This is a genomic window from Massilia sp. W12 (genome assembly GCF_037300705.1).
GTDB lineage: Bacteria > Pseudomonadota > Gammaproteobacteria > Burkholderiales > Burkholderiaceae_D > JACPVY01.
In genome coordinates, this window is the sequence record NZ_CP147776.1 from 4669719 (window position 1) to 4693931 (window position 24213).

Below are 24213 nucleotides of genomic sequence, written 5' to 3' on the forward strand. Positions count from 1 at the left end.
CGAAAACGGGCGGCAGATTTTCTGCCGCCCGTATCGGGGAATAAAAAAAGCGTTTGCGCAATCAGCCCAATGCAGTCACAGGGGGTGACAATCCAATTTTCAGACTGTTCCGGCTTCTGCGCCAGGGTCTTCCGGAACATTCATGGCATTCGGCACAACATCAGGCTCGCGCGCAAACGCGAATACCGGACGGGTAGCTGGTGCAGCTGCGCTGGATGCTGCATCGCTGTCAGATAATTTGCGCGAACCATTCACCGGCCCGCAATCCAACAACATACGCCAATGAGCCTGCGCTTTGCGCTTACCCATCTCAGCCTCCACTGCATTGCTTCCCTACAGGCCAAGTATCGGTCAGCGGCACAGCGGCTGCAATTACACTCGATTACACCGGATTACGTGACATTACTTGAGTCAAGAACAGGGTGAAATGGCTTAACGCGGGCGCAGTTTGATGCTTTGCGATAAGACCGAAAACGCCAAGCCGACCTGGCTGCGCTCCAACACCAGCGTCATTTCAGAATACGTGCAGATCATATCGACCACATTCACCTTGACCAGCGCCAATTTTTTTAAAATGGCGTGGTAAATGCCGGGCGTATCGCGCGCCTCCGGATCAAGGCGCAAGGTCAATGCGGAGACTTTTTCAATCTTGGCCAGCAATTGTTCGGCGGCAAAACAGCTCTCCACCGCCTCCACCAACTGACGCCCGACAATAATCAGAACCTCATGCAAGCCTTGGGTCACAGTGACGAACACGCCGGGATGTGATTCCGCCATCGCCAGCAAGCGGCCCTGACACTCACGGCTGGTGGCGGAACTGCGATAGGTGAATTCAGTGAGTTCGGAGCGGGTGGTCAGCTCTGCCATTTGTGGCAAGAGGCCGGCTTCCACATGTTCGCGCTGTTGCAGCTTGCCGGCCAGGCGGGTTAAGGCCATCACAACTGCGGCTTGCCCCACCGGTTTCCACATTTCTTTTTCAAGTTGCGGCTGTAATTGCCGCGCCAATTCAGACAGATTGATCAAGCCCCGCACCATACCTTCGGTTAAAAATGCGGACTCGATCACCACCTGCTCCACCCTGGCAGCGATTGATGTCATAGTCTCTCTCCCTTTGCTCCCGCCACTGGCGGTGCTTATTTTTAAATTTACCGACGCTCAATGTCGTCTTTGTTTAAATATTAACGCATTTTGCAAAGTTTAGCCGTCCCGGTTTTTACCCGAATTTTCGCTTGAAAAGCATGCTTATCAATGCTGAAAAGCACATATCGCCTGTTTAAAGCGCGGATAAAAACCCAAATGCACATGATTCCGGCAGGCAATAATATTGCTTATTCCACAACCCAATGCAGCCGCCAGGCGCGATGCCGGCGCCAACCCTGCTTTACAAAACTGCGAATTTGTAACAAGCGGCGGGGAAAGGCGACTTTACTTTGACATCGCTGTGCGGCGGGACTACTATCCAATTAACAAAAGTTGCTGTACGGGAATATTTTTGCCTGACTCAACGCTCCCGTACCAAAAAAATGATTGGAACCGCCATGCATAAGCGCACCGGACTTCTCACTCTTGCCTTAGGGCTGCAAATGTCCGCCTTCGCGCATGAAGCGCAATTCCTGTACAACGGAAACGCCAGCATCAACGCCCAGCAAAAACAGGCGCTGGCGAATCAAGTCAGCAATAAATACGGCATGGACGCCAATCAGGGTATGTTGGTGCAATCCGAGCAACCCGGCCTGGGCGCCACGCGCGTCTTGCGCACGCTGCACACCCATAATGGCTTGCGAGTATGGCAGTCGGAATCGGTGATAGTGGCCGATGGCAACGGCCAGTTGCTCAGCGAAAGCACGCGCGATTTGCGGCATGGCTTGAGCAAAAAAGGTCAGCAATTGGCGGCCAGCAAAGCAGAACTCAACACCACCCCGAAAATCAGCGCGCAGCAGGCAATCGGCATCGCCAGCGCCCGGGTGGCGCCGAATGGCAGCCACATCGAACAGCCGCAAGCCGAATTGCTGATTTATCCCGTCATGCAAAGCCGCCGCAGCGCAGCCGCCGCCAACAAACCCGAAAGCCAGTTAAATGCGCTGGATATGGAAACCGTGGTGGCCGGCTATGAACTGGCGTATCGCGTCAAAGTGCGCATGATGAGCAGCGGACGCCCGGTTTTGTTTGATATGTTTGTGAATGCGGAAAATGGCCAGATCCTGCAACAAATCTCGGCCATGCACAGTGTGGTCGGCAGCGGCAATGCACAATACTATGGCAAGGTGCCGATCAATACCACGCAAAGCGGCAATCAATTCAAGATGCTCGACCCAAGCCGGGGCGTGGGTGGTCAATTCGGCGGGCTTGCCATCACCAACGCCAACCGCAGCAGCAACGCCGGCAGCGTGTACGTCAACAGCACGAATAACTGGGGCGATGGCAAACAATTTGTGGCGAACGGCTCCACCACCAGCGCCAACGGGCAAACCGCCGCCGTGAATGCGCTGTGGGGCGCAATGAACACCTACGACCTGCTGAAAAACGTGCTGGGCTGGCAATCGCTGGACGGGCGCAACACCGCCACCTATATCGCGGTGCATGTCAACAGCAATTATGAAAACGCCTACTATTCCGATTCCTGCCGCTGCATGTTTATCGGCGATGGCGCGAATACCTTCTACACCCTGAGTTCGCTTGATGTGATCGGGCATGAAATGGGGCATGGCGTCACTGCCGCCACCTCGAATCTGGCTTACACCGGCGAATCCGGCGGTTTGAATGAATCCGCCTCTGACATCATTGGCGAAATGGTGGAGGCTTACGCCAAAGGCGGAAGTAAGGGCGCGAGCGTGCCGGCGGGCAATGACTGGGTGATGGGCAAGGAAATTTCCAAACGCGGCACACCGCTGCGCTATCTGCAAAAACCCTCGAAAGACGGCTCCAGCCCGGATGCCTGGAACAGCAATCTTGGCGCCATGGATGTGCACTACAGCAGCGGCCCGAATAACCGCATGTTTTATTTCCTCGCGCAAGGCTCCAACGCCAGCACCGGCCACGATGCACACAGCAGCTATCTGACAAAAACCCCGAAGGCCATGAGCGGCATCGGCAGCGATAAAGCGTTCCGCATCTGGTTCAAAGCGCTCACCACCAAATTCACTTCCGGCACGAACTATGCCGATGCGCGCGCCAAAATGATCAAGACCGCGCAAGAGTTGTATGGGGCCGGCAGCAAAGAGGAAATCGCGGTCACGCGCGCGTATGCCGCCATCAATGTCGGCGCCGATATCGACGAAGGCCCGGTCGCCTTCGGCATCGGCAGCAACCCGGAAAACGCCAGCGTGCAAGCCGGCGCCAGCGCCAGTTTCAGCGTCGCCGGCAGAGGCGGCAAGACGCCTTACAGCTATAAATGGTACAAAAACAATGTGCTGATCAACGGCGCGAGCGGCGCCAGCTACAGCTTTACCGCCACCGCGAATGACAATAACGCCCAAATTCATGCTGTCGTGACTGATGCCGCAAAAGCCAGCGCCACTTCCGCAAAAGCCGTGTTGAGCGTCACCAGCACCCCGCTCAACAGTGAGTTAATCAGCAATGGCGGTTTTGAACAAGGCGCCAGCGGCTGGGCAGGCGATGTGGGCGTCATCAACAGCTGGCGCGAAATGCCCGCCGCCAGCGGTAAAAACAATGCCTGGATGGGCGGCAATGGCACGATGTACACCGAAAACCTGTATCAGCAAGTGACCATTCCCGTCACGGCAAAATCCGCCACCCTGAGCTTTATGCTGCACATTAACAGTGATGAACCACGGGCCACCGTGGCCGCAGACAAAATGACGGTGAGCGTGCTTGACAGCAAGAACGCGGTGTTGAAAGTGCTGGCCACGTATTCCAACCAGAACAAGGCGACCGGCTACCAGAAACGCAGTTTCGATCTGAGCGCTTACAAAGGCAAAACCATCCGCATCTTATTCAGCGAGACGGAAAACTTCTTCTATCAAACCTCGTTTGTGCTGGATGATGTCAGTTTGATAGTGAAGTAAGGCGGCGCGGGCGGCATGCAATATCTGCATTGATGTTTAAGCATGCTGCCGATAGCGCAACAATGCTCAACCCGGCGATTGAGCAAGCTGCGGCATCTCATTCGGCCCGGCCGGGCGCGCTGTGGCCATCCCGCTCTGCCGCCAACAGTTGCCAAGGACTTGTCGCGCGCAGTGCATACATGCTGAGGCATACACCGATGGCGAGCACAAATCCGATGAAGGCTGCCGCTTGGGCGTATTGATACAAGGCGCCAAGCAATACAAAGCTGAGCGCACTGGCAATTTGATTCAGCATCAATTGTGCACTCACCACCGGCAGTCTTTGTTCACTGCGCAGAGCCAGCTGACGCTTGGCCATCGCCTGCAATGCCAGATTTGTGCTGCACAGACCAACAAACAACATTGCCAAGCATAGTTTCACTTGGCCCTCCTGCCGCCTAAATTTGCAGGCGCAGCAGCAAACTGCGATGCAATGTCGTCGCCTGTCGGCCCGATTCTGCCCATGCGCAAACCGTTGGCCACCCGCAATCGTCGCAGGGCGGGCTGATGGTGCGGCGCAATGCACATGCCGGCCTCATCGTGCCGCAGCGCTGCCTGCTTGCCAAGCCGGATTTGTGCAAACGCAAATGATGTATATAAACAACATTTTGAAATATTTTTGTCACATCAAAAATTTCCATACTGAAAGAATTCACGTTTTCAATCAAAACATTGATATTTTTTTAGTAATTTTCATCAAATTTTCCGACCATAATATAAATTTATGGCAACCCAGCTGTTTTCCTTATTTCCATGTGGAAATTTATGTAACTTTGTTATACAAGCGCTTGACGTTTCAGTTTTTTTGACATCCTCATTTTTTGCCCCTATAGTTTGCGTCTGAAGTCGCGCATCCAAAGCCGTCCTTCTTTCCCCTCCGCCGGGCATTTTTGCACTCTGCCACCGCCTTTTTCCTTCGCCACCAAGCCATAAAAAGCTAGGTTGCAATGTGTGTTTGCGCCCGTCGAATTCCCCCAAAATCTGGAGACCACATGAAACTGCGTTTGTCCCTGCTGGCCGCTTCGATTGCGCTGGCAACCCTGTCCGCCCAAGCCGCCCCGACGCTGATGTCCGCCCCTGTGCCGACCCTGGCTTACAAACAACAACAAGAATTGATCCAACAGCTGCGCAGCGCGCAAGGGCTGGATGAATACAACAGCTTTGCCGTGACGCGTCAGCACCCAGGCGCTGGCGAAACCAAGATTGTGCGCTTAGCGCACACCCATCAGGGCTTGCGCGTATGGCAGTCTGAAAGCGTGGTGGTGTTGAATAAAGGCGGCAAGATCCTCAGCCGCGCAGATGGTGAGCGCCGTGGCGCTTTGCTGCGCGCCGGCGCCAGCCTGAGCGCCAGCGAAGGCAAATTGTTTGACACCACTCCGAAGTTAAGCAGCGAAGAAGCGATCGCGATCGCTGTCAAACGCATCGCGCCGGGCGGCAAGCATATGGAACAACCGCAAGCCGAATTGATGATCTACCCGAAAACCCTGCGTCAACGCATTCCCGCCGCTGCAAACAAGCCGGAAAAAGCGCTGAGCGCAACCGATCTGCGCACCGTGGTGGCCGGCCATGAGCTGGTGTATCTGGTCAAAGCGCGCATGGAAGCAAATGGCCGTCCGGCTTTGTGGGATCTCTTGATCAGCGCCAAAGATGGCCGCGTGGTGCAACAAATCTCCGCCATGCACAGCGTGGTGGGCGAAGGCCGCAGCCAATACAACGGCACGGTGCCAATCAACACCACGTTTGAAAACGGCCAATACAAGATGATCGACGGCTCGCGCGGCACGGGCGGCCGCTTCGGCGCAATGGCGATCACCAACGCCAACCACACGTCCAACGCGGGCGAAGTGTATGTCAACAGCAGCAATGTCTGGGGCGATGGCCAGCAATACATTCCGGGCGGCTCGACCACCAACGCCAACGGCCAGACCGCTGCGGTCAGCTCGCTGTGGGGTTTGATGAACACCTATGACACGCTGAACAATGTGTTCGGCTGGAAGTCGCTGGACGGTCAAAACACCGCGACTTACATCAATGTGCACGTCAACAACAACTATGAAAACGCGTACTACTCCGACGCTTGCAAGTGCATGTTCATCGGCGATGGCGCGTCTTATTTCTACTCCTTAAGCTCGATTGACGTGATTGGCCACGAAATGGGCCACGGCGTGACCGCCGCCACTTCCGATCTGACCTATGCCGGCGAATCCGGCGGTCTGAACGAATCGGCCTCTGACATCATGGGTGATATGGTGGAAGCGTATGCGCGCGCCGGCGGTACCGGCACGACAATTCCGGCTACCGGCAATGACTGGGAAGTGGGGCGCGAAATTGCCCGCAACGGCGTGGCGCTGCGTTTCATGCGCAAGCCGTCCAAAGATGGCTCCAGCCCGGACGCATGGAGCAGCTCGATTGGCAATCTGGACGTGCACTACAGCAGCGGCCCGAATAACCGCATGTTCTATTTCCTCTCGCAAGGCTCCAGCGCAGACAGCAATAGCGAAGCGTACAGCTCCTTCCTGACCGGTTCGCCGGCGGCCATGAGCGGCATTGGCAACGACAAAGCGTTCCGCATCTGGTTCAAGACCCTGACCACCAAGCTGACCGCCAGCTCCGACTATGCCGACGCACGCGCCAAGATGATTCAATCCGCGCAAGAGCTGTATGGCGCCGGCAGCAAGGAAGAAATCGCAGTCACCCGCGCCTACGCCGCCATCAATGTGGGCGAGGACATGGACGAAGGCCCGACTCCGTTCCGTATTCAAAGCCAGCCGCAAAGCCAAAGCGTGATGTTCGGCAGCAATGCCAGCTTTAATTTTGTGGTGCGCGGCGGCAGCGCGCCGTATCAAATCCAATGGTATAAGAATGGCCAGGCAGTGTCCGGCGCCACCGCTTCCAATTGGACTTTCGCGGCGACTGGCGCGGATTTCAATTCCCGCATTCACGCTGTGGCGCGCGATAACGCCGGCGCAGTGCTGACCAGCGACACCGCGACCCTGAACGTCACCACTTCGCCTGGCGATATGGAAGTGATGAAAAACGGCGGCTTTGAGCAAGGCACAGTGAACTGGGCCGGCAACACCGGCGATATCGGCACCTGGTCGCGCTTCCCGGCTTACGAAGGCAAAGTGAATGCCTGGATGGGCGGCAATGCGGCTGCGATCACGGAAAATCTGTACCAAACCGTGACCCTGCCGGTGAATGCGGCGCGCTTGAAGTTGACCCTGCAACTCAACATCCTGACCGCTGAAACCGCCGCTACGCCAATCGACAAGATGAGCATCACGATCCGCGACGCCAACAACAACATCTTGCGCACCCTGGCCAACTACAGCAATCTGGACAAGAGCAACGGCTATGTCAAACGCGAGTTTGACATCACCGAATTCAAAGGCCAGACCGTGCGCGTGCATTTCACTGAAACTGAAAATGTGGGCAATGCGACGTCCTTTGTGATCGACGCTGTCAGCCTGAAGGCGAATTGATTTTATTGTCATGAGCTGAGCCTTGGGCAGCATTGCTGCCCATCGTGGTGGTTTTCCGGCCCGTTCTGCGGGCCGGTTTTTTGCGCTCACTGCGTCTGGCGTATGCCGGCCGCAGCAAAAATTCCCTCCTGCGGAGGCGGGCAGGCGCAGCCTGACAGGGTGGTTTGCCGCCATTCCCGGCGCAGCCGGGGAAACATCATGAAGAGCGGCGCCCCGCGCTTCCCGCACGCCTGCTGCAACGCACCTTACCGGCTTGCATGGATGCGATAGCAGGGAATCAATCGAGTCTGACCCCATTGATCCACAGCAATTTGATTTTGATGCGGCGCTGGCGTGTTTGGGGCCGTGAAGCGCGGCAGAATCGGCCATTCATCCACTAAGCGCAAGCGGCGACAGAAAAGCCGGATGACTTCCAATCAGGCCAATCCTGCCCCATTGCCCCCATGGATTCTTGGCTTATCAAGGGTGGGCCAACAGCCAAAAATTTTTCTCTTCCAGCCCGATTTCCAGGCAAAACACTCCGCTTTGCCGCTGCACAGCGCTGGTTTTGATCTCAGCGGGATACAGCAGCAGGCCCTGCAGACTGCCAGCGCAGTGCATGCCTTGAGACTGGCGTAAGCGGTACAAAGACGAATTTTGCAGCGCTGCATCCGGCGCATCGCCAATCACCGCAAGCGCGATGACATTGCCCGCATCCGGATAGCGCCAGGCTTGCGCTTCGCCGCGCTTGCCCAACGCTTGCGCGCTCTTAGGCCCGCCGGTCTTGCGCGGCGGCGGCCCCTGCCACGTCAGCAATCTGCACGGCGCCTGCAAATCCAGCGCAAGCATACGGGCTTCGCCCTTGGCCTGCGGGCTGTGATATTCGACTTGGCAGGCTTGCCCGTCTGTGCTGTGCAAACGGATGCGATAGCCGGCTATCTGGTGTTCTGTCACAGCGGCTTGCACGGGTTCAGATGGGCTTGCCGCATGCGCAATGGCGGATGCAGACAGGCAAAACAAAAACCATGCGCATCTCAGTGGCAGGCGTTTCATCAGTCCATCTCCCAAAACCAGATTTCCTGCGATTTATTAAAGTAACTGTTGTTACCTTGGGCCATATTCGCGCCGTCCCACAAATCAATATGGTCGCCCTGATTATTGCTGCCCCAAAAATTGCGAAACACCACAATCCCGCGCTTGCCCGCGTAATCAGTGGCGCTCTTTTGCAGACCATTTTTGTCGCGTTTTGAGATATTCGCAGCGCCGAATGGCGAGCCTTTCCGATTGAGCCAAAGCATCATTTCTTCGGCACGTAAAAAATGCTTGCGCCCATGATTGTGCCAGCAACAAGCGCCGCGAAAACTTGCCAGACTGATCCCGGCATTGCTCAGGCAAACGCCCATCCGGATCGCACATTGATTTTCAAAATTGGCAGCGCCATCTTTATTTTTGCAAGGTGAGGTATCCGGCGTGGCTTGCAAGGAAGGATGGTTGCGCCACAATTGATCAAACAATGTTTCGGTCTTCTCTTCAGACATTTCCTGCTCCCGGATAAATGCGATGCGGGAAGCATATATGAAAAAAACTGATCCAGGCGAAAAAGTACAAATTATATATTTCTCAAGGTAAAGATTTCCAAGCGGGAATATCTTGCCTGAGTCATGTCTATCTGATCGCGCACAGGTGCTCGCTTCTCGATGGGTTAGCAGACGCCATTCGATCGATTTAATGTCGGCGGGCGCACGTATTCGCGCGCCACGACGCAAGTCACGCTGATGGTCTCCCCTTTACCTGCAGGCAGTTCAATGCGCCGCGCCCACAATTGTTGGCGCACCGTGCGCGATTCCACGTCAGGGCGTGCCGGCAGAACGAATTCGATCCGGCCCAGCGACTCGCCGGCGCAAGTGTGCTTGGCGCGTACCAGCCAAGCAAGAGGTAAGCCCAAATTGAATTGCGCGCAGCTCCCCGCACACAGAAAGATGACAAACGAGCGCATGGCAAAATGAAAAGCATGTGGAATCCCCGCCATATTCCTGACCTGCCCGGTTTTTCATGATTTAATACCTGTGTCACGAACAGCCCGCTTCGCGCCATGACCAGCCAGCCGCCGCTCATTGTTTTACTCACAGTCAACGAGCATGAAACCCATGCCGTGTTTGACGCCTTCCTGCCGGCCGGGCAGGCCCCGCAGCTCTGTGCGCGCGGCGGGGTGGATTATTTTGAGCTGGGCCAGCATGGCGGCAACCGGGTCTTGATGAGCATCAGCGAAATGGGCGCCGGCGGCATAGGCGCGGCGGCGCAGCGTGCGCAGGATGCAATCAACCATTGGCAGCCGCAAGCATTGATTGCGGTCGGGATTGCTTTTGGCATGGATGAAAGCAAGCAAAAGATAGGCGATGTGCTGGTGTCCAGCCAGTTGCAGGAATATGAATTGGGCCGGCTCAATCAAGATGGCAGCCTGACCCCGCGCGGCGACAAACCGGGCGCGGCGCACCGGCTGTTGAACCGGGTGCGCAGTGTGAACACCATACAACAGCGCCTGCCGGGCGGCTGGCCCAAATTGCGCATCGGACTGCTGCTGTCCGGGCAAAAGCTGGTGGACAATCTGGATTACCGCAACAGCCTGCAAGCGCTGTTTAGCGAAGCCATCGGTGGCGAAATGGAAGGCAGCGGCTTATACGCCAGCGCCGGGCGCAGCAAAGTCGATTGGCTGGTGGTGAAAGCGATTTGCGACTGGGGCCATGATAAAAACCAGGGCAAGAAAGAGGAATGGCAACAGCAGGCGGCAGCGAATGCGGCGCGCGTGGTGTTGGAGATGTTGCGGGCGCCGGGTTTGTATCAAGAGCAGGAGGGCAGCGCGCAGCAGGTGGCGCATGCTGCGCCCTTGGTCACAGCCGCGCCGCCGGCATCTGCGCCAAATCCACCTTCGCCAGCGCCGGCGCCCATACCCGCCAGCACGCCTGCGCCATGTCCCTCCTGGGCTTTGCAGCGCAAAGGCGATCACGTCTTACTCCCCGTGCCCTGGGGCGCGCCGCAATGGCTTCCAATGCCTCTGGATGACAATTTTCCGCAGGTATTGTGTCAGGCTGACACGCCTTTTCCCAAAGTGGGCGGACTGCAAATCAGCAGCTTTGTTTTAAAGCGTGATGAAGTGGGTTTGCTGGCGGAAATGACGCTGTCGCGCGTCTTGACCCAGGCTTTCCGCTATATTCGACCCGGGGCGTTTCTGATGGGTTCGTCAGCGGATGAGGCAGATAGACAAGATAATGAAACCCAGCATTGGGTCAGCATCAGCCAGGGTTTTTGGCTGGCCGATACCGCCTTCACCCAAGCTTGGTGGCAGGCGCTGATGGGGAATAATCCCAGCCATTTCAATCAAGCTAATGGCGGCGGGCCGGAACATCCGGTGGAGAACGTCAGTTGGCTGGATGTGCAAGCCTGCGTGCGCAAGTTGGCTGCTTTACTGCCCGCATGCCTGCCCAGCCTGCCGACAGAAGCGGAATGGGAATATGCCTGCCGCGCTGGCAGCCAAACAGCGTTTTCCTTTGGCGACAATATTCATCCTGGCGTGGTGAATTATGAAGGCAACCATCCCTATAAAAATGCAGCCAAGGGCTTGTACCGGCAAAAGACTGTGCCGGTCAAAGACTTGCCGGCGAATGGCTGGGGTTTGTACCAAATGCATGGCAATGTGTGGGAGTGGTGTGCGGATGGGTATGTGGAAAATTTGGGGCAAGGCTTGGTCGAAGATCCGGGCTTAGCGCAAGCCTTGGCGCCAAAACTGGATGAGGAAGGCTGGCGGGTGCTGCGTGGTGGTTCGTGGCGCGTCTACGCGCTGAACGCGCGCGCCGCCGACCGGACCGGGTACTGGCCGGACTGGCTGAACGACGGTATCGGTTGGCGTGTGGCCCTCAGGTCAAGGCAGCCCTAGGCAAGCGCAGCGCGCCTGGGGCCAGTGCTTTTCCGGGTTGCTTTTTCGGTTTTCACGGTGTTGGGGTTTTCAAGGGTTTTCCGGTTTTAAGGTTTTGCGGTTTTCAAGATTTTTCCCGTTTTATCCCCGGCTTGCCGGGGATCATTTCACGCTTTCGCACAAAGACGAAACCCTCAGCGCCTTGCTCGCGCGCATCCAGGCCCAGCGCGCCGCGCCTGCGAAGGCGAAAAAGCCGCGCGCCGGCAAGGCCTAATCAACAAACCCGCAGCAAACCCGCAGCGGCGGGCGCGATTGGCAAAGCCCGCCAGGGCAATCGCATGAAGCCGGGTGGTTTAAATTGGCGCCGGGTTTTGTGCTGTGGCTTGCTTATTGATATGCCAGCAACACGGTTTTTCGTCTGCGAAGTTTGCGGGCGACCTGCCGGTCCGCCCCTGCGCAGCAAACGCTGTGGGCCAAAATCAGGCCTTTGGGTGCGAAACTATGCAGCGGGAGCGGGATGCGGCAATACAAAACGCTGCTTGGCTTAGATGTGGAAACGGCTGGCGGCAAGTTAAACCTTGATGCGATTGCCCTGCAAAGCCCGCCAGCATCCCCGGCTTTTTGCCACAGCTGTGGCAAAATTGGCCGGCAGAAAGCAATGCGGCACGCGCCAAAGCCAATTGGGCAAGCGCCTGTTGCCCAATTGATGCAAAGAAAATAGGATGCAGCATGAGCGAACTTGCCAACTATAGCGGTCTCTTAAGCGAAATTAAAAGCCGCATCGCACACGCGCAAACGCGCGCGATGCAGGCGGTCAATAGCGAATTGATCCGGCTGTATTGGCATATCGGCCAATTATTGGCTGAGCGGCAAGATCAGGAAGGCTGGGGTAAAGGCGTCATCCCCCGACTGTCGCAAGATATCCGCAATGAATTACCTGAGGTGAAAGGGTTTTCTGAGCGGAATTTAAAATTGATGGATCAGTTTTATAACACTTATCCAGACTTATTCAGCACGGACTTAATTGGGCAACCACTGGTTGCCCAATTGCCCTGGGCGCACAATGTCTTGCTGATGCAGACCATCAAAGATGAGGCCAGCCGCTTCTGGTATATGGAACAAGCGCTGGCCCACGGCTGGAGCCGCAATATACTCAAGTTGCAAATTGAAAGTGGTTTGCATCGTCGCCAAGGCCAAGCCATCAGCAACTTCCAACAGCGCCTGCCTTCCCCGCAATCCGATCTGGCGCAGCAGGCGCTGAAAGACCCGTATATTTTTGATTTTTTAACCCTCGAAGCCCGCTTCCATGAGCGTGAATTGGAAACCGGCTTGCTGGCCCACCTGGAAAAATTCCTGTTGGAACTGGGACAGGGCTTCGCCTTCGTCGGGCGGCAATACCATTTGCGTGTGGGCGAGAGCGATTTCTATCCGGATTTGCTGTTCTACCATCTGAAACTGCGCTGCTATATGGTGATTGAACTCAAGCGCGGCGAGTTCAAGCCGGAATATGCGGGCAAACTGAATTTCTATTGCAATGTGGTGGACGACACCCTGCGCCACCCGCAAGATGCGCCCACCATCGGCCTGATTTTGTGCCAGGGCAAAGATAATGTGCTGGCCGAATACGCACTGCGCGGGATTGATAAACCCATCGGCATCGCAAGCTACGAACTGACACGCGCCTTGCCCGCCACCCTGGTTTCAGCCTTGCCCAGCATCGAAATGCTGGAAGCTGAGCTGGCCGCTATCGCACAATTTGAGCCTGAAATCAATGGTGAAATCAATCGAGTCTGACCCCATTGATTTCAATTCTCATGACCCCATTGATTCACCCCATTGATTCCTTTGAGTCTGACCCCATTGATTTTTGCCATCTGCCGGCGGCAGGCTGCGTGCGCGGGATTTGCGCCGTACTGGCATATTTTGCCCAGGCCGCGCCGGCAAAAGCTGTGCGCACAACAGCCGCGCCCACACTCCATTCTGCTATCATTTCCAGTCTGCATCCGCGCAGCATGAAAACGTTGCGCGCCACTATCTGGAGACTGCCCATCATGAAAACATCCCCCCTGTCAGCCCGCCGTGGCTTCACCCTGCTGGAATTATTGGTGGTGATGGTCATCATCGGTTTGCTGGCGGCGTTTGTCGGCCCGCGCTTTTTCGGCCAGCTCGGCAAATCCGAAACCAAGACCGCCAAGGTGCAAATCGAAGCCCTGGCCAAAGCGCTCGACACCTACCGCCTCGACACCGGGCACTATCCCAGCACGGAACAAGGCTTGGCGGCGCTCAATACCAAACCCGCCGAAGAAAGCAAATGGAGCGGCCCGTATCTGAGCAAAGCGCTGCCCAACGATCCCTGGGGCAAACCCTTCATCTACCGCATGCCGGGCAGCAATGGCGCTGATTTTGATCTGCTGTCCTACGGCAAAGACGGACAAGCCGGCGGAGAAGGCGATAACGCCGACATCAGCTTCAAATGAACCAAGGCGCGGCCACGCTCAGCCCGGCGCTGCTGGAGCAGGCGCGCGACGCTGCGCTGGCGCAGGGGCGGCCGCAATTGGCCTTGCTGGAAGAATTGTCCGGCCTGGCCGCGCCGGAATTTGTGCGCGCCCTGGCCGCCCTGTTTGCCTGGCCTGCGCTGGACATGCAACAACTGCAAGCCGCCGCACCCGCCTTTGATTTACTCCCCTTCGCCCGCTGCGCGCAACAGGAATGCATTTTGCTGCGCCAAGCCGACGCCGCCAGCCCGCTGCTGGTGATCGCCGATCCGTTTAACACCGATTTGCCGGACTGGGCCGCGCAACAGGTGCGCGGCCCGTTTCAACTCTGTCTGGCGCACCGGCAGGATATCAGCGCCTGGCTGCAGCAGCAGGAAAACGCGCAGCAGGCGATGCAGGATATTTTGCGCGATGACGACAGCTTGCCGGATGAGGAAAGCGGGGTCGAAGATATTTCCTTAGCGCGCATCAGTGCAGATGCCTCGCCGGTGGTGCGGCTGGTGAATTCCACCCTGTATGACGCGCTCAAATTCGGCGCTTCCGATATTCACCTGGAATGTGAAGCCGGGGTCTTGAATATCAAATACCGCATCGATGGCGTATTGCTGCCGGCGGGACAGGCGCAAGGCATGCATCTGGCGGAACAGATCATTTCGCGCATCAAAGTTATGGCCGAACTGGATATCGGCGAGCGCCGCGTGCCGCAGGACGGGCGTTTCAAAGTGCGCATGAAGGGACGTGAAATCGACTTCCGCGTCTCGATCATGCCGAATATTTTCGGCGAGGATGCGGTGCTGCGCCTGCTGGACCGGCGCACCCTGGGCGAAGCCAGCCAAAGCCTGCGCCTGGAACATCTGGGCTTGAATCCGGATGCGATCAGTCTGATCCGGCGCCTGGCCGGCAAACCGCACGGCATGTTGCTGGTGACAGGCCCGACCGGCTCAGGCAAGACCACCACGCTGTATGCCGCGCTGACAGAGATCAACAGCGGGCACGACAAAATTGTGACGATTGAAGACCCGGTTGAATACCGCCTGCCAAAAGTATTGCAAATCCCGGTGAATGAAAAAAAAGGCTTGAGCTTTGCGCGCGGCTTACGCTCGATTTTGCGGCATGACCCCGACAAAATCATGGTGGGCGAGATCCGCGATGATGAAACTGCGCAAATCGCCGTGCAAGCCGCACTGACCGGCCATCTGGTGTTCACCACGGTGCACGCCAACAATGTATTTGATGTGGTGGGGCGCTTTTTGCATATGGGGGTGGATTCTTACAGCTTTGCCGCAGCCTTGAACGGGGTGGTGGCGCAACGCTTGCTGCGTATCAATTGCCCGCATTGCGCGGCCCCGGCGCCGCCCACAGCGGCGGAATTGCAAGCCAGCGGTTTGTGCGCGGAACAGGTGCAGGGTTGGCAATTCCGCGCCGGACGCGGTTGCGGTCAATGCCGTGGCGCCGGCTATAAAGGCCGCAAAGCAGTCGCAGAAGTGTTGGAGTTGAATGATGCGCTGCGCGAAATGATCAGCAGCCGTGCGCCGCTGCTGCGTATGCGTGAAGAAGCCGCAAAACTCGGTTTGCGCCCGGCGCGTGAGGCCGCGCTGGATCTGGTGCGCTGCGGCGAAACCACCTTGCAGGAGCTCAATCGTGTCACTTATTGAAAGCAGCGTGCGGCTGTGTGTGGCGCTGCAAGCCGGCAGCGTCGCTTGCGCGCTGTGGCGGCGTGGCCGCTTGCAAGCCGACAGCGCCTGGCGCGCAAAGCCGCAGGCGGAAGGCGGCGATTGGCCGGAATTAATCGCCCTGCTGGAGGCGCATTTGCAAAATGGCGCGCCGCTGCCGCCCGGCTGCGCGCTGCAAATCAGCCTGGGCAGCCGCTGGTGCGCCAGTTTGCGCCTGCCCTGGAGCGATGCGCTGCTGCAGCAAGACAGCGCGACCCGCTTCATGCAGGCGCAATTCGCCGCCGTGTTTGGTCAAAGCGCAGACTGGGCTTTGCGCTGCGTCGATGGCGCGTATGGGCAGCCGCGCCTGCTGTACGGCATACGCAGCGATTTGCTGGCCGCGCTGCAGGATTTCGCGCACAAACACGGCTTGCGCTTAAGCTCAGTGCAAGCGCAAAGCGCGCATGCCTGGCGCGCTTTGCGCCAAAGCCAGCGCCGTCTGCGCCTGGCGCTGCTGGTGGAAGATGATCGGCTCTGCCTGCTGCAAGGAGAACACGGCTTGCTGCAGGCGCTGCATGCGGAATATCTGAACGCCAGCCAGCTGTCCGAATTCTTGCCCGCATTCTGGCGCCGCGCCTGCCTGCGTCATCCCGAATTGGCGCAGGCGCGTCACATTCCGCTGTTGGATCTCAAGCACGGCGCGAGCGTCGTAACAGTAGCGCCGTTTTTTCATGTGCCGCCAGGACCGGCTTGGCTGGATGCGGACTACGCCTGCCTGCTGGCGCAACGCAAACCGGACAGCGGCGACGCCGATTGGGGGGAAGCGCCCGGCGCCGGCAAAGCCTGGCCCTGGCTGGCCCCGGCGGCCGCACTGCTGCTGGCCGCCGCCCTCGATTGGGGCCAGCAAAAAAGCGCTTTGCAACAAGCCCATAAGCAGGTGCAAATCTTAGCCCCGGCGGTTCAGGCGCAGGCAGGCCGCAACGCACAGCAACAACGCGCGCTGGAACAGCAAGCCGCCGCCGTGCGTCAGGCCGCGCATCAACTCGCCTTGCCGCTGCCGGATATTCTGCTGGCTTTGCGCGCGCCGCGCGATGTCAAAGTAGCGGCGCTGGGACTGGATTTGAGCACCAGCGAAGCACGCCAGCGCCTGCAATTGCAAGCGCAAGCCGAAAACAGCGCGCACATGATGCAATATCTGGCCTGGCTCGAAGAACAGGGACGCTTTAAACGCATCGAATTGCAAAAACACGAAACCCGCGATGATGGCCTGATTCTTTTTCAAATGGAGTTATGGTGGCAATCCTGAAACCTGTCCCGCCACAAAGCGCACTGGCGGAACGCATGGCGCGCTGGCGCTACGCCTGGCGCCGTCTGTGGCTGCATGGCGGTTGGGCGCTGTTGGCCGCCCCGTTGCTGCTGGCGGCGGCGCTGTTGGCTTGGCGCGGCCATTTGCTGCGCGAGCAAAGACAAGCCATGACACAGGCCGCGCAAACGCCGCTGCGCGCACACCTCAACGCGCCCGATCTGGCGCAACAAATCCAGCGCTTTGAACAAACCCTGCCGCAACACGCCAGCGCGCCGCAGCAACTGCGCCGCCTGCTGGAAATCGCCGCTGAACAGGATGTGCCGCTGCCGCAAGCGGAATATCGCCAAAGCACACTCACCAACAGCACCTTGCAACGCTGGCAAATCACCCTGCCACTGCATGTCAGCTATGGCAAATTGCTGCGTTTTTTGCAAACCGCTATGGAGGAAATGCCGGCGCTGGCGCTCGATAATCTGCAAGTGCGGCGCGCCAGCAGCGACACCGATGAAGTCGAAGTGCGTCTGCAATTGAGCCTGATCATCAATCCACAGCCAGTCCGCCAGCGGAGCCGCCATGAATAAGGGGCCGCGCCTGCTCCTGCTGTGCGCAACGCTGGCCGGGGCCGCACAGGCGGCCGGCACGGCTCCGGCCAGTGCGCCGCCGCCGCGTAAAAACCAGGCGCCGTGGGACGCCACGCTGTTTGGCGTCGCGCCTGAGGCGCCAAGCGCGAGCGCGCCGCAGGCGCAGGCGCCGCAGCAACCGGCGGCGCGCCAAAAAAAACCGAAAGCAAGCCCGCCGCTGGCCCCGCCCCTGCCCTTTCAATACCTGGGGCAATTGCAGCAGGATGGCGTGACTTATTTTTTACTGCAACACGGGACACGCTTTCTGAGCGTGCAAAGCGGGCAGCAAATTGATCCGCATTATGTGTTGCAAAAAGCGCAGGGCAATCAATTGCATTTTGTGTATTTGCCACTGCGGCAAGAACAGATTTTGAAGCCGGGAGACATGAATTGAAGGCACAGCGCGCAATCCTCAGCTGGTTTTGCAGTCTGGCATTATTGGGCTGCGCCAGCAATCACGCGTATCGGGAAGGCGAGCGCCTGCTGGCCGCCGGCGAATATCAACAAGGTTTGGCGCAATTGCAGGAAGCGGTGCGCCAGCACCCCGGCAATGCGCAATACCGCATCACCCTGGCGCGCCAGCGCGCTGCGGTGATCGGCAATTTGCTGCAGCAAGCGGCGCAAGCGCGCGCGCAGCAGGAATGGGCGCGCGCGCAGAGCGCTTATCAGGCGGTGGAACAAATCGAGGCCGGCAATGCGGCCGCACGCCAGGGACTGGAAGCGCTGCGCATGGAACAGCGCCAGCAGCAGCAAGTGCAACAAGCGCAACAACTGTATCAAACCCAGGGCGCGCGCGCCGCCGCCCAGGTGCGTGAAATATTGCGTCTGGTGTTGCTGGAAAACCCGCGCCAGCGTGAGGCTTTGCAACTCAAGGCCCGTCTGGCGCAAGAGTTGCCGGCAACGGAACAAAAGCTGGCCGCCAGTTTCCGCAAACCGGTCAGCCTGGAATTGCGCGATGCGCCCTTGCGCGCGATTTTCGATCTGTTGGCGCGCCAGAGCGGCTTGAATTTCTATTTTGAGCGCGATGTCAAACCGGATCAGCGCGCCAGCATCCAATTGCGCCAGGTCGCATTGGAAGATGCTTTGCGCATGCTGCTGTCCGGCAATCAACTGGAAATGAGCGTGGTGAATGAAAACACGGTGATGATCTATCCGGCCAGCGCGCAAAAACAAAAGGAATATCAGCAATTGCATGTGCGCAGCTTTGCGCTGGCCAATGGCGATGTGAAAAGCCTGGCGTACACCATCAAATCGCTGCTCAAAGCGCGCGATATTGTCACCGATGAAAGGCTGGGCCTGATCATCATGCGCGACACCCCGGAAATGCTGAAAATGGCGGAGAAAATCATCGCCCTGCAAGATCTGCCCGATCCCGAAGTCATGTTGGAGGTGGAGGTGCTGGAAGTGAAACGCTCGCGCCTGCTGGAACTCGGCATTCGCTGGCCGGATGGCGCCAGCCTGTCTTTAGCCGGCGTTCCCAAACCGAATGGCGGCAATCAATTGCTGCTGTCGGATTTGCGGCATATCAACAGCAACAACATCAATCTCAATCTTGGCGCCACCACCATCAATGCGCGTAAAGAAGATGGCGATTCCAATATTCTGGCCAATCCGCGCATCCGTGTGCGCAACAAAGAAAAAGCCCGCGTCATGATAGGCGACCGCGTGCCGGTGATCACCACCACCTCCACCGCCACCGGCTTTGTTTCTGATTCGGTGACGTATGTGGAAGTCGGGGTCAAGCTGGAAGTCGAGCCGAATATCTATCTGGATGAGGAAGTGGCGATCAAGCTCAATCTGGAAGTCTCGAATCTGGTGAAAGAAGTCATCAGCAAATCCGGCACCCAGTCCTATCAAATCGGCACCCGCAATGCGAACACCGTTTTGCGCTTGAAAGATGGCGAGACCCAGATCCTGGCCGGCTTGATCAGCGATGAAGAGCGCAGCAGCGGCAACCGCTTGCCCGGTCTGGGCGAATTGCCCTTGCTGGGACGTTTGTTTGGCAGTCAGAAAGACAGCAATGAGCGCAGCGAAATCGTGTTGGCGATTACGCCGCATATTTTGCGCAGCCTGCGCCGGCCGGATGCGCTGGAAGCGGAATTTCCCTCCGGCAGCGAAACCAGGGTCGGCCAGATCGGCAGCGGTTTGCCGCCACTGGCCCCGCGCAAAGGCGCGCCGGCGGCGCCAGCGGCGACGCCCGGCGCTGAGGCTGGCAAAGAGGCGGCCCCGGCTGCCGCAGAGCCGCCACCCGAGGCTGCTAAATGACAGCGCGCGGCTTCAGCGTGATCGAATTATTGGTCACGTTGAGCCTGCTGGCCCTGCTGGCCACGGTCAGCCTGCCGCTGGTGCAAATCCAGGCGCAACGCGAAAAAGAAAAGGAATTGCGCCGCGCCCTGGTCGAAATCCGCGAGGCGATCGACGCCTATAAATTGGCGGCGGACGCTGGGCGGGTGGAAAAAAAGACTGGCGCCTCGGGCTATCCGAAAAGCCTGGATCTGCTGGCCGAGGGTGTGCCCGATCTGCGCAGCCCGGATGGGCGCAAACTGTATTTTCTGCGGCGCGTGCCGCGCGACCCGTTTGCCATCCATCCAGACCTGCCAGCCGCGCAAACCTGGTTCAAACGCGCCTACGCCAGCCCGCCGCACAGCCCGGAAGAAGGTGAAGATGTGTATGACATCGCCTCCCGCTCCAATAAAATCGGTTTGAACGGGATTGCGCTCAAAGAATGGTGAGCCGGCAAGCGCAAGTGCTATGATGGAAAAAATGATGCGTCCCGCACCAGGGGCGGCCAAGCAGAGGAGACCTGCATGAGCGTGATTCAAAAATATCTGGCAATCGAAGATGTGCAAGCCGGCATGGTGGCGGCGGAGCAGATCTGCAATGCGCAAGGCCAAGTCCTGCTGCAAGCCGGCGCCGTTTTGACTGAAGAGTTATTGCAAGGCTTGCGCCGCCGCCAGGTGGGAGCGCTCAGTATCTTATTCACCGAACAGGCCGCAGGCGATGCCGATGCGCTGTTGCATACCAGCCTGGAACGGCTGGAATACCTGTTCCGCGCACAGCGCGAGGATGACGCCAGCGGGTTGCTCAAACAAGCCCTGCAAGCCTGGCGCAAACATCAATACCAGGCGGAGCAGCCAGCATGAGCCATACTGCGGAAGAAATATTGGCGCAGATTGATGATCTGCCCTCGCTGCCGGCGCTGGTGATGGATGTGCTCAACAGCATCGACGATGACAGCATCCCGCTGGAACAGATTGCGCACAAGGTGCAGCTCGACTCCGCGCTCACCGCAAAAACCCTGCGCCTGGCCAATTCGGCCTGTTTTTCGCGTCAGGTCAAAGTCAGCACGCTTTCGCATGCGCTCAGCTTCCTGGGCATGAGCACCACCAAAAACCTGATCATCGCCGCCGCCCTGACCGGCTGCTTTCCACAAGGTTTGCTGCGCACCTTTGACTACAAAGCCTTTTGGCGGCACTCGATTTCCAGCGCGGTGTGCGCACGCGCGATTGCGCGCCACTTGCGCTTTAATCAGGATTACGCATTCACCGCCGGCCTGCTGCACGATATTGGCCGGCTGGCTCTGGCCAGCCAATACCCGGAAGAATACGCCAGGGTCGTGCAATGGCGCGCGGAGCACGATAGCCACTGGATCGCCGCCGAACAAGCTTGCCTGGGCCTGGATCATGTCGCCGCCGGCGTCGCCCTGGCCAAGCGCTGGCATTTATCCGGCACCCTGCAGCTGGCGATTGCCGGCCACCATTTGCCGGATGCGCCGGGGGCTGGCTTTCTGGCGGCGATTGTGCATCTGGCCGATTGCATCTCGCACGGCCTGGATTTATGCCAGGTGGATGACGAACATGTGCCGCCGGTTTCCATCATCGCCTGGAATGCGCTGGGCTTAAGCGATGAGGCTTTACACCAGATTTTTGCCGAAACAGAAATGCAGACTGCCGAAGTATCCCGTATATTACTGGGCTGACGCTAAGCAAGCGTTTGCTTTTTAATATGCAGCGGCATGGCCGCATGGAGTCTGCTATGAGTTTGCAAGGAAAAACCCTGTTTATCACCGGCGGCAGTCGCGGCATCGGCCTGGCGATTGCCCTGCGCGCAGCGCGCGATGGCGCCAATATTGTGATTGCCGCCAAAACCGATGCGCCCGACCCGCGCCTGCCCGGCACCATCCACACCGCCGCCGCTGAAATCGAAGCCGCCGGCGGGCGCGCGCTGGCGCTGGCGCTGGATATCCGCGATGAAGAAAAAGTGGCGCAAGCCGTAGCACGCGCTGCCGAACACTTTGGCGGAATTGATATTCTGATCAACAACGCCAGCGCAATCCGCTTAACCGGCACGCTGGACACGCCGGTCAAACGCTACGACCTGATGCACGGCGTCAACGGGCGCGGCACATTTGTCTGCAGCCAAGCCTGCCTGCCCTATCTGCGGCAAGCCGCCAATCCGCACATTCTGACCATGTCGCCGCCGCTCTCGCATGATCCGAAATGGTTTGGGCGCTGGCCAAATTACATGATCGCCAAATACACCATGAGCTTATTCACGCTGGCGCATGCAGCGGAATTCAAACAATACGGGGTGGCGGTGAATTCGCTATGGCCGCGCACCACCATCGCCACCTCAGCCGTGGCGAATGAAATCGGCGGCGAAGCAATGATGAACGCCTCGCGCAAGCCGGACATCATGGCCGACGCCGCCTGGCACATCCTGACGGCGAACGCGAAAAAAGTCAGCGGCAATTTCTTTTTGGATGATGAGGTGTTAATCGCCGCCGGTGTGCGCGATCTGGCCAAATACGATGTCGTGCCTGGCGCCAAATTGCAGGCGGATTTCTTTGTGGATGCGCTGCCGGGGATGTTGCCGTCAGCATAATCAAGCCGCGCCGCCAGCCGGCGGCGCAGCAGCGGCTTTATGCGCGGATGTTGATGTTTTGCCCGATGCGGCCCGGAGTTTCGCCGTTCTGCTTGGTTTTTTGCGCTTCGGACGGGCCTTTCACCGCTTCGCGCAATAAATCATCGTTGCGCTTCACATCCGCCTTGAACTGGGCGTCTGCAATCGCCTTGTACTTGGCGGCCTGATTGCTTTCCTGGGTTTGTTGCACGCGCTGGGCTTGCACCTTGTCATTCAAGACGCTGGCTTGCGGGCGCTCGCCGGATTTGGCCTGCTGCACTTCCACGCTTTGCTGGCGCTGAGCGGTTTGCTGCACCGCCTGTTTTTCGCGGATCTGCTGAAAAGCGGTGGCGTCTGAGCGCTGGCGCTGGGAGGCGATCTGCTGGGTTTGTTCGCGCTTTAATTCCTGCGCATCTTCAAACTTGGCCTGGGCGCTGACGACATCGCGCCGCGCCGCGTCAAGCGTGCGCTGGGCGCGCACATTTTGCGCTTTGAACGCGGTTTCGGCCACGCCGCTTTGCTGATTCTGGCGCACGCTCTGATCCACCGTCTTGGCCTGCGTGGCGCGCGAAGTGCCGCTCACGCCATTGGCGCCATTGCCGATTTCATTTTTCTCGCGCACCCGTTCGGTCGCGCCATTCAAGGTGTTTTGCTGACTGGCGGACAAACCGCTGGCGGCGCTCTCACGCGCCTTATCCTCTTCCGCCTTGCTGCGTCCGTTATCGACGCGATTGGTCTTGGCGGCGGAATTTTTCAATTCCTGATTTAAATTCGGCAAAAGCCTCAAGCTTGCGGCAGAAGCTGCCGATGATGCAAAAGACACGGCCATATCCGACTCCCCGAGCGGCTTGGCCTTGGCGGCTTGCCGCATGTGCTGACACAGCGTCAGCGGTGCTGCTCGTCTATACCCGGCCTGCGCACGCAGGCCGCCTGTGTTCACTCTAGGGCAAGCAAAAGCAAAGTCAAATGGATTTTTCCTGCGCTTTTCCCGCTTGCAATTTTCCGAAAGATTAGCATAGGCCGCTTAAACATGCAGTCAGCGCTTGCGATAAAATTTCCGTATGGAAATTTTTATTTGGCAGCGCTTCCCACCACCCCATCCTTCCGGTTTGTTCAGCGATTCGAGACTGCTTGCAGATCAACCATAGAATGGCTTGTGCCGGGGGTGCAGCAATGCGCTTAATGCAAAGACGCGGGGGTAGTCATCCCCCGCTAGAGACGGCCTTGACCGCAGACGCGGTTGCGCTTTGCAGCGGCTGCGTTCGCGGCCTGCGCCGCTCTCCACAAGCACTCAACACGCAAACGCTGAAAGGCGGAAAGGCGGAAAATTACTCCGCGCGCACCCAAACCTGGGTGCGGCCAAACATCGGGGCGCCGACATAGCCGCGCACATTCAGTTTTTTGCCGCCATCGCTCAGAGAAATCTTGCTGCGATACACCTTGCCATTATTCGGGTCGAGGATTTCGCCGCCGTTGTATTCCTCACCGTCTTTTTTCAATCCCTTCATAAACACCATGCCAATGATGGGCTGGTCTTTACGGTCGTCTTCGCATTTATCGCATTTCGGGTTGGCGTCTTCGCCCGGCTCTTTGAACAGTTTTTCAATCTTGCCGCTCAATACGCCATTGCTCTCAGTAATGCGCACCAGGGAACGCGGCTTGCCGCTTTTGTCGTCGATGGTTTTCCACAGGCCGACCGGACTGGCGTCGTTTGCCAGGGCTGGCGCCAGCGGGGTCAACAAAGCGGCGGCCAGGGTAGTGATCAAAATGCGTTTCATCTCTCTATCTTCCTTCTTGGCGCGC

General features: G+C 58.1%; 22 protein-coding genes and 1 pseudogene. 14 read left to right on the forward strand and 9 right to left on the reverse strand.

Features of this window, described 5'->3' with window-relative positions:
* Positions 1 to 99: 99 nt before the first annotated feature.
* The gene (locus tag V8J88_RS18930; protein WP_338845787.1) at positions 100 to 309 is read right to left on the reverse strand and encodes a hypothetical protein; all 210 of its coding nucleotides are present in this window, start codon (positions 307 to 309) and stop codon (positions 100 to 102) included.
* 123 nt (positions 310 to 432) lie between these two features.
* Positions 433 to 1098, reverse strand: coding sequence for a hypothetical protein (locus V8J88_RS18935; RefSeq protein ID WP_338845788.1), 666 nt, complete (start codon positions 1096 to 1098; stop codon positions 433 to 435).
* A gap of 485 nt (positions 1099 to 1583) precedes the next feature.
* Between V8J88_RS18935 and V8J88_RS18940 the strand changes: the two genes are divergently transcribed.
* Positions 1584 to 4025 carry a M4 family metallopeptidase gene (locus V8J88_RS18940; protein ID WP_338845789.1) on the forward strand — a complete coding sequence of 814 codons (2442 nt, stop codon included), beginning with the start codon at positions 1584 to 1586 and terminating at the stop codon, positions 4023 to 4025.
* Between the two features lie 97 nt (positions 4026 to 4122).
* On the opposite strand, the gene V8J88_RS18945 is transcribed toward V8J88_RS18940, so the two are convergent.
* Entirely contained in the window at positions 4123 to 4446 is a 324-nt protein-coding gene (locus tag V8J88_RS18945) for a hypothetical protein (protein WP_338845790.1), read from the reverse strand.
* 610 nt (positions 4447 to 5056) lie between these two features.
* On the opposite strand from V8J88_RS18945, the gene V8J88_RS18950 reads away from it, so the two are divergent.
* Positions 5057 to 7546 (forward strand): M4 family metallopeptidase, encoded by a 2490-nt coding sequence (locus tag V8J88_RS18950; RefSeq protein ID WP_338845791.1) that lies wholly within the window; start codon positions 5057 to 5059, stop codon positions 7544 to 7546.
* Positions 7547 to 8005: 459 nt separating this feature from the next.
* On the opposite strand, the gene V8J88_RS18955 is transcribed toward V8J88_RS18950, so the two are convergent.
* From V8J88_RS18955 to V8J88_RS18965, 3 genes and pseudogenes are all read right to left on the reverse strand, one after another.
* Entirely contained in the window at positions 8006 to 8578 is a 573-nt protein-coding gene (locus V8J88_RS18955; RefSeq protein ID WP_338845792.1) for a hypothetical protein, read from the reverse strand.
* Positions 8578 to 9063, reverse strand: coding sequence for a type VI secretion system amidase effector protein Tae4 (locus V8J88_RS18960; protein ID WP_338849930.1), 486 nt, complete (start codon positions 9061 to 9063; stop codon positions 8578 to 8580). Before V8J88_RS18960 ends, V8J88_RS18955 begins: the two co-directional genes overlap by 1 nt.
* Before the next feature lie 138 nt (positions 9064 to 9201).
* Positions 9202 to 9434, reverse strand: a pseudogene (locus tag V8J88_RS18965) (IS4 family transposase); the annotation flags it as partial.
* A 183-nt stretch (positions 9435 to 9617) separates the two neighbouring features.
* Here V8J88_RS18965 and V8J88_RS18970 point away from each other — a divergent pair.
* Positions 9618 to 11456 (forward strand): SUMF1/EgtB/PvdO family nonheme iron enzyme, encoded by a 1839-nt coding sequence (locus V8J88_RS18970; protein WP_338845793.1) that lies wholly within the window; start codon positions 9618 to 9620, stop codon positions 11454 to 11456.
* Positions 11457 to 12164: 708 nt separating this feature from the next.
* A complete protein-coding gene (locus V8J88_RS18975) occupies positions 12165 to 13229 on the forward strand; it encodes a PDDEXK nuclease domain-containing protein (RefSeq protein WP_338845794.1) in 1065 nt (354 codons plus the stop codon).
* Positions 13230 to 13263: 34 nt separating this feature from the next.
* Here V8J88_RS18975 and V8J88_RS18980 read toward each other — a convergent pair whose 3' ends face one another.
* Positions 13264 to 13488, reverse strand: coding sequence for a hypothetical protein (locus V8J88_RS18980; protein WP_338845795.1), 225 nt, complete (start codon positions 13486 to 13488; stop codon positions 13264 to 13266).
* Here V8J88_RS18980 and gspG point away from each other — a divergent pair.
* The 10 genes from gspG to V8J88_RS19030 all read left to right on the forward strand — a co-directional run bounded on the left by gspG (position 13487) and on the right by V8J88_RS19030 (position 22392).
* A complete protein-coding gene (gene gspG, locus V8J88_RS18985) occupies positions 13487 to 13912 on the forward strand; it encodes a type II secretion system major pseudopilin GspG (RefSeq protein ID WP_338845796.1) in 426 nt (141 codons plus the stop codon). The genes V8J88_RS18980 and gspG overlap by 2 nt on opposite strands.
* A complete protein-coding gene (locus V8J88_RS18990) occupies positions 13909 to 15585 on the forward strand; it encodes a GspE/PulE family protein (RefSeq protein ID WP_338845797.1) in 1677 nt (558 codons plus the stop codon). The genes gspG and V8J88_RS18990 overlap by 4 nt, the downstream gene beginning before the upstream one ends.
* Positions 15572 to 16888, forward strand: a complete 1317-nt coding sequence (locus V8J88_RS18995; protein ID WP_338845798.1) for a hypothetical protein — start codon at positions 15572 to 15574, stop codon at positions 16886 to 16888. The genes V8J88_RS18990 and V8J88_RS18995 overlap by 14 nt, the downstream gene beginning before the upstream one ends.
* Positions 16873 to 17469 (forward strand): hypothetical protein, encoded by a 597-nt coding sequence (locus V8J88_RS19000; RefSeq protein WP_338845799.1) that lies wholly within the window; start codon positions 16873 to 16875, stop codon positions 17467 to 17469. Before V8J88_RS18995 ends, V8J88_RS19000 begins: the two co-directional genes overlap by 16 nt.
* A complete protein-coding gene (locus V8J88_RS19005; protein WP_338845800.1) occupies positions 17462 to 17902 on the forward strand; it encodes a hypothetical protein in 441 nt (146 codons plus the stop codon). Before V8J88_RS19000 ends, V8J88_RS19005 begins: the two co-directional genes overlap by 8 nt.
* Positions 17899 to 19773 (forward strand): secretin and TonB N-terminal domain-containing protein, encoded by a 1875-nt coding sequence (locus V8J88_RS19010; RefSeq protein WP_338845801.1) that lies wholly within the window; start codon positions 17899 to 17901, stop codon positions 19771 to 19773. The genes V8J88_RS19005 and V8J88_RS19010 overlap by 4 nt, the downstream gene beginning before the upstream one ends.
* The gene (locus V8J88_RS19015; RefSeq protein WP_338845802.1) at positions 19770 to 20240 is read left to right on the forward strand and encodes a type II secretion system protein; all 471 of its coding nucleotides are present in this window, start codon (positions 19770 to 19772) and stop codon (positions 20238 to 20240) included. Before V8J88_RS19010 ends, V8J88_RS19015 begins: the two co-directional genes overlap by 4 nt.
* A gap of 75 nt (positions 20241 to 20315) precedes the next feature.
* Positions 20316 to 20651 carry a hypothetical protein gene (locus V8J88_RS19020; protein WP_338845803.1) on the forward strand — a complete coding sequence of 112 codons (336 nt, stop codon included), beginning with the start codon at positions 20316 to 20318 and terminating at the stop codon, positions 20649 to 20651.
* Positions 20648 to 21487: an HDOD domain-containing protein gene (locus V8J88_RS19025; RefSeq protein WP_338845804.1), complete on the forward strand. Its 840-nt coding sequence runs from the start codon at positions 20648 to 20650 to the stop codon at positions 21485 to 21487. Before V8J88_RS19020 ends, V8J88_RS19025 begins: the two co-directional genes overlap by 4 nt.
* 56 nt (positions 21488 to 21543) lie before the next feature.
* A complete protein-coding gene (locus tag V8J88_RS19030) occupies positions 21544 to 22392 on the forward strand; it encodes an NAD(P)-dependent oxidoreductase (RefSeq protein WP_338845805.1) in 849 nt (282 codons plus the stop codon).
* A 37-nt stretch (positions 22393 to 22429) separates the two neighbouring features.
* Here the strand turns inward: V8J88_RS19030 and V8J88_RS19035 are convergent, their stop codons facing one another.
* Together V8J88_RS19035 and V8J88_RS19040 are read right to left on the reverse strand one after the other, a co-directional pair.
* A complete protein-coding gene (locus tag V8J88_RS19035; protein WP_338845806.1) occupies positions 22430 to 23188 on the reverse strand; it encodes a hypothetical protein in 759 nt (252 codons plus the stop codon).
* A 550-nt stretch (positions 23189 to 23738) separates the two neighbouring features.
* On the reverse strand, positions 23739 to 24188 hold the full coding sequence (locus V8J88_RS19040; protein WP_338845807.1) for a DUF2147 domain-containing protein: 450 nt from the start codon (positions 24186 to 24188) through the stop codon (positions 23739 to 23741).
* Between the last annotated feature and the right edge of the window lie 25 nt (positions 24189 to 24213).